This is a genomic window from Streptomyces sp. H39-C1, assembly GCF_027158125.1.
Lineage (GTDB): Bacteria > Actinomycetota > Actinomycetes > Streptomycetales > Streptomycetaceae > Actinacidiphila > Actinacidiphila fildesensis.
On the sequence record NZ_JAPVLS010000136.1, the window covers coordinates 1 to 16,652 of the forward strand.

Here is a 16,652-nt window from a genome sequence, read left to right on the forward strand (position 1 = left end):
CGACCGGCGGCTGCGGCTGGAGCACCTCGTGGCGCAGTGGCGCGACGAGGAGGCCGCCGTCACCGCCGATCTGGCGGCGCCCGGACTCGCGGCCGCCGCCGCACTGCCGGCCGCCGATCCCGCGCGGGCGCGGGCGGCCGTCGACGCCACGACCGCCCGGCTGCGGGAGGCGGCCGCCGCGCACGCCGCCGCGCAGACGCGCGGCGCCGACCTCGACCGGCTCGGGGCGCAGGCCGCCGCGAAGGCCGCTGAACTCGCCCCGGCCCGCGCCGAGTACGCCCGCATCCGGCGGCTGGCGGACCTGTCGGCCGGCACCTCCACCGAGAACCAGCTGAAGATGGAACTGGAGACCTACGTGCTGGCCGCCCGGCTGGAACAGGTCGCCGCGGCAGCCAGCGTCCGGCTGCAGCGCATGTCGTCGGGGCGCTACACCCTCGTCCACAGCGACGCCAGGAGCGCGGGCCGCTCCCGGTCCGGGCTGGGCCTGATGGCCGTCGACGCCTGGACGGGCACCGAGCGCGACACCGCGACCCTGTCGGGGGGCGAGACCTTCTCCGCCTCCCTGGCGCTGGCGCTCGGCCTCGCGGACGTCGTCACCGACGAGGCGGGCGGCACCCGGCTGGACACCCTCTTCATCGACGAGGGCTTCGGCAGCCTCGACGAGCAGACCCTGGACGAGGTGCTGGACGTCCTGGACGCGCTGCGGGAACGGGACCGCGCCGTCGGCATCGTCAGCCACGTCGCCGATCTGCGGCAGCGCATCCCCGCCCAACTGCGCGTCGTCAAGGGACAGTCGGGCTCCACGGTCGCCCAGGGCCCGTCCGGGCGCGGTACCGCTCGCGGCGCCGTCACCCCCGTCACAACGTGAGCGGGCGGCGGGACAGCGGCGAGGAGTAGACGATGCTGGTGGTGACCGATCCGAGGCCTGAGATCCGGCCGGCGGTCTCCTCCAGATGCCGCATCGAGCGGGCCGCCACCTTCATGACGAAGCAGTCGTCGCCCGTGACGTGGTGCGCCTCCAGGATCTCCGGCGTCGACGCCAGCAGGTCGTGGAACGGCTTGTAGTTGCCGGTCGGATAGCGCAGCCGCACCAGGGCCAGGATGGGCAGACCGACCCGGTCGTGGTCGATGACCGCCGAATAACCGGTGATCACCCCGGACTCCTCCAGCCGGCGGACCCGCTCGGTCACCGCGCTGGGCGACATCGCGACCGCCCGCGCCAGCTCGGCGTAACTGGCCCGGCCGTCGCGCTGCAGGGCTTCCAGGATGCGCCAGTCGGTGGCGTCGAGGGATTCACTGGTCATGACCGATGAATAGCAGGGGAAATCCCGGCCGTGCAAGAAAACCACCGGGGAATCTCACTTCACGGTCCCGCCCGGGTTCCGTAGATTTCCAGCCATGACTCAGCTGATCGTTTCCGAGAACCCCGTCCTCCGCGTCCCCCCGGCCGCCCCCGCCGACGCGGCCGCCTACTTCGCCGCCGGCCTCGCCTTCCACGCCGACGTCTCCGACGTCGCGGCCGGTCTGCGGGCCGAGCACCCCGGATTCGTGGTCGTCGACTCCCGCAGCACCGAATCCTGGGACCAGGGCCACGTACCGGGCGCCGTCCACCTCCCGACCGCCCAGATCCCGCAGCTCGCCGCGGAGTTCCTGGACCGCTCGGTCCCGGTCGTCGTGTACTGCTGGGGCCCCGGCTGCAACGGCGCGACCCGCGCCGCCCACGCCCTGGCAACCCTCGGCTACCGGGTCAAGGAGATGCTCGGCGGCATGGAGTACTGGATCCGCGAGGGCTACGCCTTCGAGACCTTCGAGGGCGAAGCCCGCCACGAAGCGGACCCCCTCACCGCCCCGACCGGCGCCGACACCTGCGGCTGCTGACCGGCCGTGCGGCGATCGCCGGACGTGTCGGGGTCGTCGCTGCGGACGTGCGCAGGATGGGGCCGGTCAGACCGCCGGGCCGACCAGTTCGAACGCGTGCAGGTTCCCGTGGTCCGGCACGCGAGTGAAACCCGCTCGTTCCAGGACCCGTTGGGACGGGATGTTGTCCGGTTCGGTGGTGGCGAGGAGGACGCGGACGCCGGGGCGGGTGAGGGCCCATTCCGCGAGGGCCAGCAGGGCGTCGGTGGCCCAGCCGGCGCCGCGGGCGGAGATCGAGAGGTCGTAGCCGATCTCGGCGACGCCGTCGGTGGGCGGGCCGTGGAAGCCGATGCCGCCGATCGCCATGCCGTCCTCGGACCGCTGGATCGCGAACACTCCCCAGCCGGGCTGGAACACTCCGGCCGCGTCCGCCTGGACCGTCATCCCGGCGGCGCTTGTCGTGCCCTCGCCGGGTATGCCGTCGATCCAGACGAGCTCGGCGGCCTTGCCCTCGGCCAGCTGTGCGCAGTCGGCGGGCAGCTGTTCGCGCAGGGTCACCCGGCCGGATTCGAGCACCTGTCGGCCGTCATGGTGGGAGGTGCGCAGGGTCATGGATCGGGACCGTCCTGTCGGAGAAGGCAAAGGATCTGCAGAGTATCCCTCGGGGCCCTCGCACGGAGGCGAGTTTTCCGGCCAGAGCCCCAGGGTCCGCGTCCGGCGGCAGATCGCTGACCTGGCCGTCCCCGACCTCGATCACCCGCCACTGCCCGTCGGCCCGCAGTGCGAGGTCGGTGGTGACGAAGCGGCAGCCGAGGGCGGCCACCAGCGGCTGTACCCGGTCCAGTGCCGGCCGTGGGCGGAGTTGCGGGCTGTCGGGGTGCGCGGTGACGAGGACCGGTTGCGCGTCCAGCCACCACACCCGTGCCTCACCGGTGTCCGTGAACTCCTCGAAGGCCCGGACGACGACACCGCCCGCGAGGAAGTCGCCCTGCCGCTCGACGAAGCAGGCGGTGACGGCCGCGAGCCGCTCGGTGTCCGCGAGGTCGGGGACGTAACAGGCCTCGTCCCACTCGTGCTTGCGGGACTTGACGAAGTCCTTCACGATGCCGGGGCCGCCGCCCAGCGGTGCGGTGAGGGCGGCCAGCGCCGCCGTGTCCGGCGGCCGGCCGGCGTCGACGGGCAGCCAGACGCTGCGCGGCGTCAGCTCCTCGAACGTGCCGTACCAACCGGGCAGTTCATGCGCGGCGCGATAGCGGTCCGGTTCCGTCAGCAGGGTGCAGCCGCGTGCGTCGAGCGCCTGCGCCAGGTTGCTGTAGTGGTCCCCGGGGATCATCCAGCCGCGGTACCACGCGGGTCCGGTGCCCCGCGGGACCCGGGCGACGGCAGCCGCCGGATCTCCGGCGAGCAGCGCGTCATGGTCGAGCAGCGCGACGGTCAGACCCAGTTCCCGCGCGGCCCGCGCCTCGGGTGCGAAGTGGGCGTCCGGTCGCCGCGGATTCAGTGGATCCGCGCAGAAGATGATGGTGGCCCCCATACGGGCAGCCTAGACCGGCCGTGGACGGCCACATCCGGCGGCGCCCGAGGCGGCTCCGTGCGGACGGCTGCGGAGGAGATCCGCCGCCGCCCGCACGGAAACGTTTGCGAGGCCGGGGCCCCGCGGTGTTCCTACAGGGCCGAGAGCTCGGTGACCAGGTCGTCGAGGCCCAGGGAGCCCTGGGAGAGGGCGGCCATGTGCCAGGCCTTGGCGTCGAAGGCGTCGCCGTGGGCCTTGCGGGCGGCCTCGCGGCCGGTCAGCCAGGCGCGCTCACCGAGCTTGTAGCCGATGGCCTGGCCGGGCATGCCCAGGTAGCGGATCAGCTCGCTGTCGACGAAGTCGGCGGGGCGGCCGCTGTGCAGACCGAAGAACTCGCGGCCCAGCTCCGGCGTCCAGCGCTCGCCGGGGTGGAACGGGGAGTGGGCGGGGATCTCCAGCTCCAGGTGCATACCGATGTCGACGATGATGCGGGTCGAGCGCATCATCTGCGCGTCGAGGTAGCCCAGCCGGCGCTCGGGGTCGGTGAGGAAGCCCAGCTCGTCCATGAGGCGCTCGGCGTACAGCGCCCAGCCCTCGCAGTTCGCGCTGACCAGACCGACGGTCGCCTGGTAGCGGGAGAGGGATTCCGCGACGTGCGTCCACTGGGCGAGCTGCAGGTGATGGCCGGGAACGCCCTCGTGGTACCAGGTGGAGACCAGGTCGTAGACGGGGAAGCTGGTCTGGCCCATCGTCGGCAGCCAGGTCGTGCCCGGGCGGGAGAAATCCTCCGACGGCTGCAGGTAATAAGGGGCCGCGGCGCCGCCGGGCGGGGCGATCCGCGACTCGACGCGCTTGACGCGGTCGGCCAGCTCGAAGTGCGTGCCGTCCAGAGCCTCGATGGCCTCGTCCATCAGCGACTGGAGCCAGGTCCTGACCTCCTCGACGCCCTCGATGCGGGTGCCGTGCTCCTCCAGGTGGGCCAGGGCCTCCCAAGGGGTCGCCGCGCCCGGCAGGATCTTCTCGGCCTCGGTCTTCATCTCCTCGTGGATGCGGTGGTACTCGGACCAGCCGTACGCGTAGGCCTCGTCGAGATCGAGGTCGGTGCCGTTCCAGTACCGCGACCAGCGGGCGTAGCGCTCGCGGCCGACGGTCTCCGGCGCGCCCTCGACGCTCGGGGCGTAGGTGTCGCGCAGCCAGTCGCGCAGCGCCACGAGGGCTTCGGTGGCCCCGGCGGCGGCAGCGTCGAGCTCACCGCGCAGCTCCTCGGGGCCCGGCGCGGCAATCGTCCCGAAGTAGCTGCTGTCGGTGCCGATCCAGCCGGTCAGCTGGCCGATGACGGTCGTCACCTGGAGGGGGCCGGCCGGGAGCTTGCGGTCGAGGCCTTCGGCGAGCGAGGCGCGGTAGCCCTCCAGCGCGGCCGGGACGGCGCGCAGCCGGGCGGCGATCGCGGTCCAGTCCTCCGTGGTCTCGGCAGGGGTGACGCTGAAGACCTCGCGCATCGAGTGCAGCGGTGAGTGGATGTTGCTGACTGCGCGCAGCCCTTCCGCGGCCTCGTGCACGGCGAGTTCGGCGTTGAGCCGCTCGCGCAGCAGCCGGGCGCAGCGCCGCTCCGCGTCGGTGTCCGCGCCCGGCTGCGCCTCGGCCTGGGTCAGCAGGTCCAGCGTGGTGCGGGCGAGGTCGGCGACGGCGCTCGTCCCGGCGGGGGAGTAGTCGGGCAGAGAGGAATTGCTCTGCGCGATGCCGAGGTAGGTACCCATGATCGGGTCGAGTTCGATGAGGTGGTCGACGTACGCGTCGGCCACCTGGCGGGGCAGCGGGCTGCTGGTATTCGTGGACATACGGCCATCCTCGTACGAACGGGCCCGCCGCGTCATCATTCTTCTTGGCTACGTACCTGTCGGCGGGCGGCCGCGCTGCCGGCGCCGCCGTCCAGAGCCCGCGGCCCGGCGGTCAGGCGCCCGGGACGGGCGGCAGCAGGGGGCCGCAGTCCCACTGCTGGAAGATCAGCCGGGTCTCCACCCGGGCGACCTCGCGGCGCGAGGTGAACTCGTCGATCACCAGCCGCTGCAGATCGGACGTACCGGTCACCGCGACATGGACGAGGTAGTCGTCGGGGCCGGTGAGGTGGAACAGCGCCCGCGTCTCGGGGAGGGCGCGGATCCGGGCCACGAACGGGCTGATCAGCTCCCTGCGGTGCGGCCGTACCTGCACCGACAGCAGCGCCTCGAGGCTGCGTCCGAGCTTGGCGGGATCCAGTCGCAGTTCATGGCCGAGGATCACTCCGGTACGGCGCAGCCGTGCCACGCGGTCCAGACAGGTGGACGGTGCGACGCCGACCGCCGTCGCGAGATCGCGGTTGGTGGTCCGGGAATCGTTCTGCAGGACCCGGAGAATCTCGAGATCGATCGGATCCAAAGTGACGGAATCGGTCATCGGCCGAACGTAGCACGGGATGCGGTCACCGATGGGCGCCGATTGTTCAGGCTCTGGGCATGGAACAACACACTGTGGCACCGCCTCGTTCTCTGGCCACCGAAGCGGTGCACGCCGGCCGCGAGGACCTCGCCGGGCTCGGCGTGCACGCCGTACCCCTGGATCTGTCGACCACGTACCCGTCGTACGACAGCCGGGGCGAGGCCGCCCGGCTCGATGTGTTCGCCGCCACCGGCGCCCGGCTGGAGGGCCCGCCCGTCTACGGCCGGCTGGACAATCCGACCGTCAGCCGCTTCGAGACCGCCCTGGCCCGGCTCGAAGGCACCGACGACGCGGTCGCCTTCGCCAGTGGCATGGCCGCCCTGACCGCCTGCCTGCTGGCGCGCGGCTCCCTGGGCCTGCGGCACGTCGTCGCGGTCCGCCCGCTGTACGGGTGCAGTGACCATCTGCTGTCCGGCGGGCTGCTGGGCACCGAGGTGACCTGGGTGGACCCGGCGGGCATCGCCGAAGCGATCCGGCCCGACACCGGGCTGGTCCTGGTCGAGACCCCCGCCAACCCGACCCTCGCCGAACTGGACCTGCGGGCGATAGCGCACGCCTGCGGAACGGTGCCGCTGCTCGCGGACAACACCTTCGCGACGCCGGTGCTGCAGCGCCCCGCCGAGCTCGGCGCGAGCATCGTGCTGCACAGCGCGACCAAGTACCTCGGCGGTCACGGCGATGTGCTCGGCGGGGTGGTGGCCTGCGACGAGGAGTTCGCCCGGCTGCTGCGCAAGGTCCGGTTCGCCACCGGCGGCGTCCTGCACCCGCTGGCCGGCTATCTGCTGCTGCGCGGGCTGTCGACGCTGCCGGTACGGATGCGCGCCGCCTCGCAGAGCGCCGAAGTGCTCGCCGGGCGGCTGGCCGCCGACCCGCGGGTGGCGGCGGTGCACTACCCGCGGATCGGCGGCGCCATGGTCGCGTTCGAGGTGCACGGCGACCCGCACGAGGTGATCGCCGCGGTCCGGCTGATCACCCCGGCGGTCAGCCTCGGCAGTGTCGACACCCTCATCCAGCACCCGGCCTCGATCAGCCACCGCGTCGTCGACGAGCGGGACCGCCGGGCGGCGGGCGTCAGTGACCGGCTGCTGCGGATGTCGGTCGGCCTGGAGGACGTCGAGGACCTGTGGCGCGACCTCGACGGCGCGCTGCGGGCCTCGGTCCTCGCCGAGTCGGTCAGTTCCGGCTCGTGACCTTCGGCGAGGACGGCACGCCCGACGGTGTCAGCGTCGCGGTGATCACCAGCGTGCCGTCCTCGACCTGGTAGTCCAGCGGGAGTCCCAGATCGCGCATGGTCGCCACCATGCCGGTGTTGTTCGCCTGCGTCACGGCGTAGACGCTGCCCCGGCCCGCCTCGACGGCGTGGCCGACGAGCTTGCGCAGCAGTTCCGCGCCGATGCCGCGGCGCTGCCAGTCGTCCTCGACCAGCAGGGCGACCTCGTTCTCGTCGCCGTCCCACAGCAGGTGCGCCAGCGCGACCAGCCGGCCCGACGCCGTCTCGACGGCCAGCGTCCGGCCGAAGCGCGGGCTGAGCAGGTGCTTCAGATAGCGGTCCGCGTCGGGGACCGGGCCGTGATAGCGCTGCGCGAGCGTCTCCGGGGAGCAGCGGTCGTGCATGGCGCGGGCCGCGGGCAGGTCCTCGGGGCCGGCCCGGCGGATCGTGATCTCGTTGCCCTCCGGCAGCGTCAGCACGTCCTTGCTCTCCGGCATCCGGACGCCCAGCCGCGAGTCGAGTTCCACCAGGGCCCGCGCCCTGGCGAACTCGGTCGGGGTGAACGGCAGGTATGCCCGCTCGACGGTGATCGTGCCGCCGGACGGGTCGCGCAGCGTCATCACGGTCTCGGTCAGGGAGTCCTCCGGTGCCGGGGTGCCGTCCTTCGCGGCCGGGACCGAGCGGATCGGGCACCGGCCGAAGAGCTGGCGCAGGGCGAGCGGCAGCTCCGCGGCGTCCAGGGCGGTGCGGGTGGCGAGCGTGAGCATCCTGGTGGGGGTGTCCACCAGGTCGTGGGCGTCGGCCCGCTCCGTCCAGGTGTCGCGTCCGCCGGCCGCCCCGACGACCTGGGACAGCGCGAGGGCCGGTACCGATCCAGGTGCCCGGAGCAGGAACTCGTCGACCGTGCCGTCGGCCAGCGGGTGGGTCTGCAGCGTCAGGATGTCGACGCCGGCGTCGGCCAGCGCCATGCACACCGAGCCCAGGCTGCCGGGGGTGTCGCGCACCGTGGTGCGCAGCCGCCACAGCGTCGCCGGGCCCGGTTCGTCGGCCCGGTCCGCCGGAGCCGGTCCGGGGGGCGCATGACTGTGGCGGCGTGCCCACCATGTGTGGAATCCGGCCGTCGCCAGCAGTGCGACGGCCGAGGCGGCCAGCAGGACGGGCCCCTCCGGACCGTGCACCACCACATTGGACACCAGGTCCGCGGTGGCCACCGCGGTGAAGAGGGCGGCGAGTTCCACCAGGTCGCGCCGCCAGTGGTGGCGGTGGGCGCGGGAGGGGCGTGGGTTCGACGGAGTCAGCTGAGGCATGAGAACACCATGTCGAACATGTGTTGCGTGATCACGAACGTTCTATGACCGGTGGGTTAAGGGTGATTCCTGGTGGTTAATTTGCGCTTTCAACGGTTTTGCCGCCTGCCGGGCGGTGTCCCGCGACCGGCAGACGGCAAAACCGCGGACGCGGCGGGCCGGGTGCCCTACTGGCCGACGCGGCCGGGCTGCAGCACCTTGGTGAACAGCACCGTGCCGTCCTGCTCACGCAGCCGCACCGTCAGCTCGCCCGACTGCCCGTCGATGTCGACCTGACCGAAGAACTGGTACCCCTCGGCGGGCGAGACGTTGGCGCGCTCGGGCGCCTTGACGAAGACCCGCTCGGGACCGAAGGTGCCGTCCAGTGCGCTGGCCGGGAACGCGCCGGCGTTCAGTGGGCCGGAGACGAACTCCCAGAACGGCGCGAAGTCCGTGAACGCCGCGCGGGACGGCTGGTAGTGCTGCGCGGACGTGTGGTGCACATCGGCCGTCAGCCACACCGTGCCGGTGATCCGCCGGTGCTTGACGAACCGCAGCAGCTCGGCGATCTGCAACTCACGTCCGAGCGGGGCACCCGGATCGCCCTGCGCGACCGCCTCGATGTTCGGCTTGCCCTCCGTGGTGTCCGGCACCACCAGGCCCAGCGGCATGTCGGCGGCGATCACCTTCCACACCGCGCGGGACCGGGACAGCTCCCGCTTCAGCCACTCCAGCTGCGCCCGCCCGAGGATGCCCTGCTCGTCCTGCGTCTGGGTGTCGGGGGAGTTGGCGTTGCGGTAGGTGCGCATGTCCAGCACGAAGACGTCCAGCAGCGGGCCGTGGTGCTGCACCCGCTGGACGCGCCCGTCGGCGTTCGGCCGCAGCGTCGAGATCGGGAAGTACTCGGAGAACGCGCGACGGGAGCGGGCCGCCAGCACGTCCACGCTCTTCTGGGCGTACCGCGCGTCGTCCATGATCTCGCCCGGGTACCAGTTGTTGCGCACCTCGTGGTCGTCCCACTGGATGACCGAGGGCACCCGGGCGTTGAAGGCGCGCAGCTTGTCGTCGAGCAGGTTGTAGCGGAAGGCGCCGCGGAACTCCGCGAGCGTCTCGGCGACCTTGGACTTCTCCGGGGTGGTGAGGTTGCGGTAGACCCGGCCGTCGGGCAGCGCCGCGGTGGGCGCGATCGGGCCGTCGGCGTAGATGTTGTCCCCGCTGCACAGGAAGAAGTCCGGGTCGAGCCGGCCCATCGCCTCGTAGATGCGGTAGCCGCCGATGTCCGGGTTGATGCCCCAGCCCTGCCCGGCGAGGTCTCCCGACCACAGGAAGCGCACATCGTCGCGGCGCCGTGCCGACGGGGTGCGGAAGGTGCCGTCCATGGGTGCGCCGGTACGCCGGTGGCCGTCCGGATCGGCCAGCAGCACCCGGTAATGGATCTGTTCGCCGGACGGCAGCCCACGCAGCGAGGTCGTGCCGGTGAAGTCGGTGTCAGGACCCAGCAGCGGGCCCTGCCAGCGGCGCGCGTCGCGGAAGGTGCCGCTGACCGACGTCTCCACGACCATCCGGGCCGGCCGGTCCGCCCGTACCCACACCAGACCGGACGTGGCCGTGACATCGCCGCTCTGCACACCCCACGGCGCGGCCGGCCGTCCCGACAGGGCCAGCGCGGGCGCCGCCGTCACGGCGGGAACGAGCAGCGCTCCTGCCGCGGCCAGGCCGCCGCCGAGGACCGTCCGGCGGTCCACCCCGGTGGCCGAAGGCCGCGACTGCGGCGAACCCTGTTCCCGGTGTGCTGTGTTCGGCATCTGCGACATGTGCGACTCCTGCTGCTCGGCTGCCCCTGCGTCGTCCCCGTTCCTACTGGTCCCGGATGCCGTCCGGTCGAACGGCCGGTGAACACGGCGCCCGGGGCGGACCGGACCGCGCACCGAAACCCATGGTCAACACCGGGGCAGCGCCCTACGATGGCCGGAATTCATCCCCTGTACGGCTGAGACGATGACTGCTGATCACATACCGCACACCTTCCAGGTCGATCTCCGCGGACTGGTGGACCTGCTCTCCCACCACCTCTACTCCAGCCCCAAGGTCTACCTGCGGGAACTGCTGCAGAACGCCGTTGACGCGATCACGGCGCGTCGTGCCGAACAGCCGGACGCGCCCGCTCGGGTGCGGCTGTACGCCGGGGAGGGCCGGCTGCGGGTCGAGGACAGCGGCATCGGTCTCACCGAGAGCGACGTCCACACCCTGCTGGCCACCATCGGCCGCAGCTCCAAGCGCGACGGCCTGGAGTCGGCGCGCGCCGAATTCCTCGGCCAGTTCGGCATCGGACTGCTCGCGTGCTTCGTCGTCGCCGGGGAGATCCGCGTCGTCAGCCGTTCCGCCCGCACCCCCGACGCCCCGCCGGTGGAGTGGACGGCCCGCGACGACGGCTCCTACACCGTCCGCACCCTGCCGTCGGACGCGCGCACCGAACCCGGCACCACGGTGTACCTCAGCGCCCGGCCCGGAGCCGCCGAGTGGCTGGAACCCGCCCGCGTCATCGCCCTCGCCCGGGACTTCGGCTCGCTGCTGCCCTACGACGTCCGCGTCGGGGACGAACCGGTCACCGATCTGCCCGCGGTGTGGGAACGCCCGCACTCCAGCCCGGCCGCCCGGCGGATCGCGCTGGCCCGGCACTGCCACGAGCAGTTCGGCTTCAACCCGCTGGACGCCATCGACCTGGACGTGCCGCTCGCCGGCGTCCGCGGTGTCGCCTACGTGCTGCCGGAGGCCGTCAGCCCCGCCCGGCGCGCGGGCCACCGCGTCCACCTCAAGGGCATGCTGCTCACCGAACGGGCGGACGACCTGCTGCCGGACTGGGCGTTCTTCGTCCGGTGCGTCATCGACACCGACAGCCTGCGCCCCACCGCGTCCCGCGAGAGCCGCGGCCGCGCCGCCTACGCCATGGCGCTCGCCGGAACCGTGCGGCCCGCCCTCGCCGCGGCCGACGCCGCCTGCGAACAGCTCAGGGAGCTGCACGCCAAGGAGCGGGCCACCACCCGCCAGCTCACCGGCGCGCTCCTGTTGCGCGCCCGGATCAGGCTGGGAACGGTCGGACAGGCCGCCGACCCCCAGGCGGCCGCGGCCGCCGTGGAGGCCGAGGTCTCCGACATCCTGGTCCTGGCCGAGGCCCACCGTGACGAGGACCGCGTCCTCGGCCGGATCGCCGACGCGACCTGCCTGCTCGGCCGGCTCGTCGCCGGCCGCGGCGATGTCCGGGGCGCGGCCGAGGCGTTCACCCGGGCCTCCGCACTGCACCAGGAGGCCGGACGCCCCTGGCTCGCCGTCGAGGGCGAGGCGATGCTCTCCGAGCTCGCCCTGAACCACGGCGATCCGCACACCGCCGCCCGCGCGGCCCGCTCCGCGCTCGACCTCGGCACCGAGTTCCTCACCCCCGCGCACCACGCCCATCTGCACACCGTCCTCGCCCAGGCGCTCGCCGACACCGGCCAGGACGACGAGGCCGCCGACCACGCGCTGGAAGGCGCGCACTGGGCCGACGAGGCGGGGGACGGCGACGACACCGGCGGCTGGGCCCGGCTCGTGCTCGGTGGGGCGCTGAACCGCCTCGGCCGCGCCGCCGAAGCGGCCGCCGTCCTGGAGACCGCGCTGCCCGACCTGCGCGCGGCGCACCACGAGGGCCGGGTCGTTCAGGCCCGGTGGTGGCTGGGCGAATGCCTGCTGCAGCTGGACGAACCCCGCGCGGCCGCCGAGCAGTTCCTGCTCGCCGCGGAGATCGCCAAGGACTGGGAGGAACAGCAGGACCACGCGAATCTCGCCCACCTCGCCGCCGACGCCCTCAACCGCGCCGGGCTCGACGACCAGGCCGTCCAAGCGTACGAGCGCGCGGAACAGCTGTGGCGCGCCCTCGGGCGGACCCCGTTGGTGGTGCGCGCACTGCGCGCCCGCGCGTGGATCGAGCTGCGCGAGGGCCGGCCGGGGCTGCCCGCCGCCCGCCGGGCGATGGAGTCCGCCGCAGAGACCGCCGCCGCTGCGCTCGCCGCGGCCACCGACGAGCACGAGCGGGACATGCTGCGGGCCGACCTCGCCGACACCCACCTCCAGACCGGCCAACTCCTGGCCCGCGGCTGCCCCGCCGAACCCGGGGACACGGACACCGACGGCTCCGCCCGCGCGGCCTACGAGGAGGCACTCGTGCACACCGGGCGGGCCGCCGCGACCTACGGGTCCCGCGACGGCCGCTCCGCCGCACAGCTGGTCGCGGCCTGGATCGAGGCCGACCTCGGCCGGCCCGACGCCGCCGCGGACCGGGCGCGGGCGGTGCTCGCCGACTACGGCGACGAGGAGGGCGAGACGGCCGAACGGCGGCGTGCCGAAGCCGGGTCCGTCCTCGACCGCACGAAGCAGCCGGACGCGGATCCCGCTCCCTGATCCCTTGGGCCCGGGGCCGATCGCGCGGATGATCAACGGCCCGGTAGGTTCCTCGATATCGGGTCGCCGCGGGTGGCGGCCCCAGGGCAGGGGGTTTCATGGCAGCCAACGGCACGGCACACGTCCGCATCGCGCGGCCGTCGAAGGATCTGGCGGCGGCCGAACGCTTCTGGATCGGCGGTCTCGGCCTCGATGTGCTCTACCGCCATGAAGGGGACGGCACCCCCGGCGACCACTCCCTGCTGATGGCCGGCTGGCCGGACGCGGCCTGGCACCTGGAGCTGGTGCACGACCCCGGACAGCCGGTCGAGCCCCGGCCGACGGCCGAGGACCTGCTCGTCGTCTACCTCGACGGCGAGGTCTCGGCCGACCTCCTCGCCCGCCTGCTGGAGCACGGCGGCACCCGCGTGCCCGCGCACAACCCGTACTGGGACCAGTGGGGCGTCACGATCGAGGACGCGGACGGCTACCGCCTGGTCCTGTCGACCCGCCAGTGGTCCAACTCCTGACGCGCACGGCCGTGCGCTAGACCGAGGTGAGCTGCGCCGCCGGTTCCTCGCGGAGGGCCGGTGGCGCGGCCGCCGGCGGGACGAGTACCGCTTCCGGCACGGGCATCGGGGCGACCTCGATATCGGTCACCACCAGTTCGGTGCCGCCCAGTTCTGGCACGGCCCCCGCAGGGGCGCCGGCCGCGCCCGCGACAGCCGCCGCGGCCGCGCCGCCGCGCCGACGGACGGTGCCCGGCAGCAGGACGCGGCCGCCGCTGTGCAGTGCGACCGCGGTGAGCGGCACGGCGGTGGCGAACAGCACGCAGGCCAGTACGGCGCCCATGACCGGGTAGCCGGCATGACCGGCGAGCAGCGTCCCGGCCAGCGGTCCGCACGCGACGCCGAGGTTGGAGGCGGAACCGGCCAGCACGGCCCAGCGGCCCTGCCCGTCGAGTGAGGCGGCCAGGCCGATCAGGTAGGAGAGCACCACGGGGTAGACGGTGTTCCAGAGCACCTCGCCGGTCGCGAACGGCACGGCTCCGCCGGCCGAGGCGCTCACCGCGACACAGGTGGCGATGACCGCGGTGCCCACACCGATCGGGACGGCGCGGCCGAGCCGGGAGCCGAGCGCGCCCGCCGCGCCGACCCCGGCCAGACCGCCACCGAGGGCGACGGCGAAGACCAGGCCGAGCGCGGCCTCGGAGAGTCCGGCCCGGTCGAGGCCGATGCGTCCGCTCACGCCCCACAGGGCGTTCTGCGCCATCGACCAGCACAGCATGGCGACGGCCAGCACGGCGCCGGCGCGGCGGTGCGGCAGCCGGGCCGGGACGCCGGCGTCGGGGCGCGGTGACGCCACCCGGTCCGGTGCGGCCGGCAGCCGCCCGGCCGCGGGCAGCGCCAGCGCGGCGGCGCAGGCGATGGCGGCGAACGGCAGCGCGTGGCCGCCACCGAGTCGCGGCAGCACCAGGTACAGCGCGCCGGCCGTCGCCGAGGTGGTCAACAGGCCCAGTACCGAGGCGCGGTGCGGGTCCTGGCGGGCGGCGATCCCGACGGCGGCGACCGCGGTCGCCGTCCCGGAGCCGAAGCCGCCGATGACGCAGCCGGCGACCACCAGCGGAACGTGGGACGTGCCGGCGGCGAGGGCGAAGCCCGCCACCATGAGCAGCAGGCCGGCGCGGGCGAGGCGGACGGGCCCCAGGCGGTCCACGCGGGAGGCGAGGGTCAGTCCGGCACCGGCCGACGAGAGCAGCAGTGCGCTGCCGACAGCGCCCGCATGGGCGCTGCTCAGGCCGAGGCCACCGGGGGAGAACCGAGGTGCCCGACGATGGTGGGCAGCAGATAGGCGGCGAGATACCCGGCGGCGAAGACCGCGACCAGGGGCAGGACCGCCGCGCGGGGGCGCGGAGGCATGGGCGTACCTCTCAACAGGACGAAGGCCAAAAGGGGGTGGAGCGCCTATCGACCGACAGGAACGCGCTGCGTCATATCTATCAAGTGGGACGACTGCGACAGAGGGGGGTATCGAGAAGTTAAACCTGCCGTTGCCGATTCGAGATCAAAGCCCCCCGGCCAGCAGGGCGACCGACCGTTCGATGTCCGCCGGCGACAGGTGCGCGTACCCCATGACGAGGCGCACCCGGCCGTCGTCCGCACCGCCGCCGCGCACGGTGTAGTCGGACAGCGGCCGTACCGCGACACCCGCCGCCGCGGCCGCCGCCAGGAAGCGCGGCTCGGGTCCGTAGCGCGCGGGCAGGGCCGCGATCACATGCAGTCCGGCCGCGATGCCGCTGACCCGCGCCCCGGGGAAGTGCCGTTCCAGCGCCTCGGCCAGGGTGTTGCGGCGGATGCGGTACAGGCGCTGGCAGCGCCGCAACTGCCGGTCGTAGTGGCCGCCGGAGATGAACTCCGCCAGGACGGCCTGCTCGGTCACCGGATTGCCGAGGTCCATCGTCCGCTTGCGTGCCGCGACCTCGGCCGCGAGCTCCGCCGGTGCGACCAGCCAGCCCAGCCGCAGTCCGGGAGCCAGCGATTTGCTGACGGATCCGGTGTAGGCGACCCGGCCGGGGGCCAGGCCCTGGAGGGCGCCGACGGGCGCCCGGTCGTAGCGGAAGTCCCCGTCGTAGTCGTCCTCGATCAGCAGTCCGCCGCTCTCCCGGGCCCAGTCGGCGAGTTCACCGCGCCGCCGGGCCGTGTACGCCACCCCCGAAGGGAACTGGTGGGCCGGGGTGACCACGGCCGCCCGCACCCCGGTGGCGGCCAGCGCCGCCGGGTCCAGGCCGTCACAGTCCACCGGCACCGGCACTGCCGCCAGCCCCGCCGCCGCGAACAGCGCCGTGTGTTCGGGGCTGCCCGGATCCTCCACCGCCACCCGGCGCTCCCCGCGGTCCCGCAGGACCAGGCCGATCAGGGTGTGCGCCTGCGCCACCCCGGAGCACACCACGACCCGGTCCGGTTCCACCGCGACCCCACGGCGGCGGGCCAGCAGATCGGTGAGCGCGGCCCGCAGTTCGGGCAGCCCGCGGGGATCGGGGTAGCCGAACGCCCGGTGCGGCAGCCGCGTCAGCACCCTGCGGTGGGCGGCCGACCAGGCGGCGCGCGGGAAGAGCGACAGATCCGGCAGCCCCGGCCGGAAGTCCGTGGGGCCGCCCCGGTCGTCCGCCGCGAACGGTCCGGGGGCGGGCGCCACGGGACCCGCGCACGCACTGGTCACCCACGTCCCGGAGCCCTGCCGGCCGCTCAGATACCCCTCCGCGGTCAGCTGCGTGTACGCGTCCGTCACCAGCCCGCGCGACACCCGCAGATCGGCGGCCAGCTCCCGGCTCGACGGCAGTTGGGTGCCGGGCGTCAGCCGGCCCGACCGCACCGCGTCGCGCAGCGCCCCCTGCAGCGCGCGGCCACGGCTGCGCGCCGGGGCGGCCGCCGAAGGGAGCAGCAGCTCCCAGGCGGCGGTCCCGCCCGCTCCGTCACCGTCGCCGTCGTCGGAAGTGGTCCTCGAAGCTGCCATGGGATTGGACCTTAATCCGGACCGGTTCTCTTCATAGCGTCATCGCATGAACTCATTCCAGCGCCGTGGAGCGCTCCTGGCCGCCCTCGCCTGTGTCCTGGTCGGCGGCTCCTTCACCGCCAACGGCGCACTCGTCGACTACCCGCACGCCGGAGGCCAGGCGCTGCGGTACGGCATCGCCTTCGTACTGCTCGCCCTGCTCACGCTCAGAAGCACCAGTGACACGGCCGTCCGGCTGCGTGCGCTCACCGGGCGGCAGTGGCTGCGGCTCGCGGTGCTCGCCGCGACCGGCATGGTCGGCTTCAACCTCGCGGTGCTCGCCGCCGAGGGCAGCGCGGAACCCGCGGTGCCCGGCGGCGGGGTGGGCGGCGCGCCGAGCGTCGGG

At 73.7% G+C, this 16,652-nt stretch carries 12 protein-coding genes and 3 pseudogenes; 6 read left to right on the forward strand and 9 right to left on the reverse strand.

The features are described 5' to 3' along the window. A partial coding sequence (locus tag O3W51_RS44385) for an SbcC/MukB-like Walker B domain-containing protein (protein ID WP_269289487.1) occupies positions 1–868 on the forward strand: 868 nt, incomplete at its 5' end. Here O3W51_RS44385 and O3W51_RS44390 read toward each other — a convergent pair. After that, complete coding sequence (locus O3W51_RS44390; protein ID WP_138357223.1) at positions 858–1,304, reverse strand: Lrp/AsnC family transcriptional regulator; 447 nt, start codon at positions 1,302–1,304, stop codon at positions 858–860. The two genes, O3W51_RS44385 and O3W51_RS44390, sit on opposite strands and share 11 nt — an antisense overlap. Before the next feature lie 94 nt (positions 1,305–1,398). On the opposite strand from O3W51_RS44390, the gene O3W51_RS44395 reads away from it, so the two are divergent. Beyond that, positions 1,399–1,878 carry a rhodanese-like domain-containing protein gene (locus O3W51_RS44395; protein ID WP_269289491.1) on the forward strand — a complete coding sequence of 160 codons (480 nt, stop codon included), beginning with the start codon at positions 1,399–1,401 and terminating at the stop codon, positions 1,876–1,878. 66 nt (positions 1,879–1,944) lie between these two features. On the opposite strand, the gene O3W51_RS44400 is transcribed toward O3W51_RS44395, so the two are convergent. The 4 genes from O3W51_RS44400 to O3W51_RS44415 form a co-directional block, all read right to left on the reverse strand. Then, positions 1,945–2,469: a GNAT family N-acetyltransferase gene (locus tag O3W51_RS44400; RefSeq protein WP_269289492.1), complete on the reverse strand. Its 525-nt coding sequence runs from the start codon at positions 2,467–2,469 to the stop codon at positions 1,945–1,947. Beyond that, positions 2,444–3,391 (reverse strand): ATP-grasp domain-containing protein, encoded by a 948-nt coding sequence (locus tag O3W51_RS44405; protein ID WP_269289494.1) that lies wholly within the window; start codon positions 3,389–3,391, stop codon positions 2,444–2,446. Before O3W51_RS44405 ends, O3W51_RS44400 begins: the two co-directional genes overlap by 26 nt. A gap of 131 nt (positions 3,392–3,522) precedes the next feature. After that, positions 3,523–5,208: a DUF885 domain-containing protein gene (locus O3W51_RS44410; RefSeq protein ID WP_164299441.1), complete on the reverse strand. Its 1,686-nt coding sequence runs from the start codon at positions 5,206–5,208 to the stop codon at positions 3,523–3,525. 112 nt (positions 5,209–5,320) lie between these two features. Continuing rightward, entirely contained in the window at positions 5,321–5,803 is a 483-nt protein-coding gene (locus O3W51_RS44415) for an Lrp/AsnC family transcriptional regulator (protein ID WP_269289498.1), read from the reverse strand. A gap of 59 nt (positions 5,804–5,862) precedes the next feature. Between O3W51_RS44415 and O3W51_RS44420 the strand changes: the two genes are divergently transcribed. Continuing rightward, positions 5,863–7,035, forward strand: coding sequence for a trans-sulfuration enzyme family protein (locus tag O3W51_RS44420; RefSeq protein ID WP_138357219.1), 1,173 nt, complete (start codon positions 5,863–5,865; stop codon positions 7,033–7,035). Here the strand turns inward: O3W51_RS44420 and O3W51_RS44425 are convergent. Together O3W51_RS44425 and O3W51_RS44430 are read right to left on the reverse strand one after the other, a co-directional pair. Further along, complete coding sequence (locus tag O3W51_RS44425; RefSeq protein WP_269289501.1) at positions 7,019–8,362, reverse strand: GNAT family N-acetyltransferase; 1,344 nt, start codon at positions 8,360–8,362, stop codon at positions 7,019–7,021. The two genes, O3W51_RS44420 and O3W51_RS44425, sit on opposite strands and share 17 nt — an antisense overlap. Before the next feature lie 167 nt (positions 8,363–8,529). Beyond that, complete coding sequence (locus O3W51_RS44430; protein WP_232485509.1) at positions 8,530–10,155, reverse strand: alkaline phosphatase D family protein; 1,626 nt, start codon at positions 10,153–10,155, stop codon at positions 8,530–8,532. A 184-nt stretch (positions 10,156–10,339) separates the two neighbouring features. On the opposite strand from O3W51_RS44430, the pseudogene O3W51_RS44435 reads away from it, so the two are divergent. Next, positions 10,340–11,332, forward strand: a pseudogene (locus O3W51_RS44435) (HSP90 family protein); the annotation flags it as partial. Between the two features lie 1,541 nt (positions 11,333–12,873). Continuing rightward, the gene (locus tag O3W51_RS44440) at positions 12,874–13,284 is read left to right on the forward strand and encodes a VOC family protein (protein ID WP_138357215.1); all 411 of its coding nucleotides are present in this window, start codon (positions 12,874–12,876) and stop codon (positions 13,282–13,284) included. Positions 13,285–13,300: 16 nt separating this feature from the next. Here the strand turns inward: O3W51_RS44440 and O3W51_RS44445 are convergent. Both O3W51_RS44445 and pdxR read right to left on the reverse strand, forming a co-directional pair. Beyond that, a pseudogene (locus O3W51_RS44445) lies at positions 13,301–14,673 on the reverse strand (MFS transporter). Between the two features lie 145 nt (positions 14,674–14,818). Further along, positions 14,819–16,267: a MocR-like pyridoxine biosynthesis transcription factor PdxR gene (gene pdxR, locus O3W51_RS44450; RefSeq protein ID WP_138357213.1), complete on the reverse strand. Its 1,449-nt coding sequence runs from the start codon at positions 16,265–16,267 to the stop codon at positions 14,819–14,821. A 46-nt stretch (positions 16,268–16,313) separates the two neighbouring features. Between pdxR and O3W51_RS44455 the strand changes: the two are divergent. Continuing rightward, positions 16,314–16,652: pseudogene (locus O3W51_RS44455) on the forward strand (EamA/RhaT family transporter); the annotation flags it as partial.

What these genes read in the sequence shown, in the direction of transcription:
- O3W51_RS44390 (WP_138357223.1), bottom strand. Translation starts at nt 1,304, where the DNA reads ATGACCAGTGAATCCCTCGACGCCACCGACTGGCGCATCCTGGAAGCC.
- O3W51_RS44395 (WP_269289491.1), top strand. Translation starts at nt 1,399, where the DNA reads ATGACTCAGCTGATCGTTTCCGAGAACCCCGTCCTCCGCGTCCCCCCG.
- O3W51_RS44400 (WP_269289492.1), bottom strand. Translation starts at nt 2,469, where the DNA reads ATGACCCTGCGCACCTCCCACCATGACGGCCGACAGGTGCTCGAATCC.
- O3W51_RS44405 (WP_269289494.1), bottom strand. Translation starts at nt 3,391, where the DNA reads ATGGGGGCCACCATCATCTTCTGCGCGGATCCACTGAATCCGCGGCGA.
- O3W51_RS44410 (WP_164299441.1), bottom strand. Translation starts at nt 5,208, where the DNA reads ATGTCCACGAATACCAGCAGCCCGCTGCCCCGCCAGGTGGCCGACGCG.
- O3W51_RS44415 (WP_269289498.1), bottom strand. Translation starts at nt 5,803, where the DNA reads ATGACCGATTCCGTCACTTTGGATCCGATCGATCTCGAGATTCTCCGG.
- O3W51_RS44420 (WP_138357219.1), top strand. Translation starts at nt 5,863, where the DNA reads ATGGAACAACACACTGTGGCACCGCCTCGTTCTCTGGCCACCGAAGCG.
- O3W51_RS44425 (WP_269289501.1), bottom strand. Translation starts at nt 8,362, where the DNA reads ATGCCTCAGCTGACTCCGTCGAACCCACGCCCCTCCCGCGCCCACCGC.
- O3W51_RS44430 (WP_232485509.1), bottom strand. Translation starts at nt 10,155, where the DNA reads ATGTCGCAGATGCCGAACACAGCACACCGGGAACAGGGTTCGCCGCAG.
- O3W51_RS44440 (WP_138357215.1), top strand. Translation starts at nt 12,874, where the DNA reads ATGGCAGCCAACGGCACGGCACACGTCCGCATCGCGCGGCCGTCGAAG.
- pdxR (WP_138357213.1), bottom strand. Translation starts at nt 16,267, where the DNA reads ATGGCAGCTTCGAGGACCACTTCCGACGACGGCGACGGTGACGGAGCG.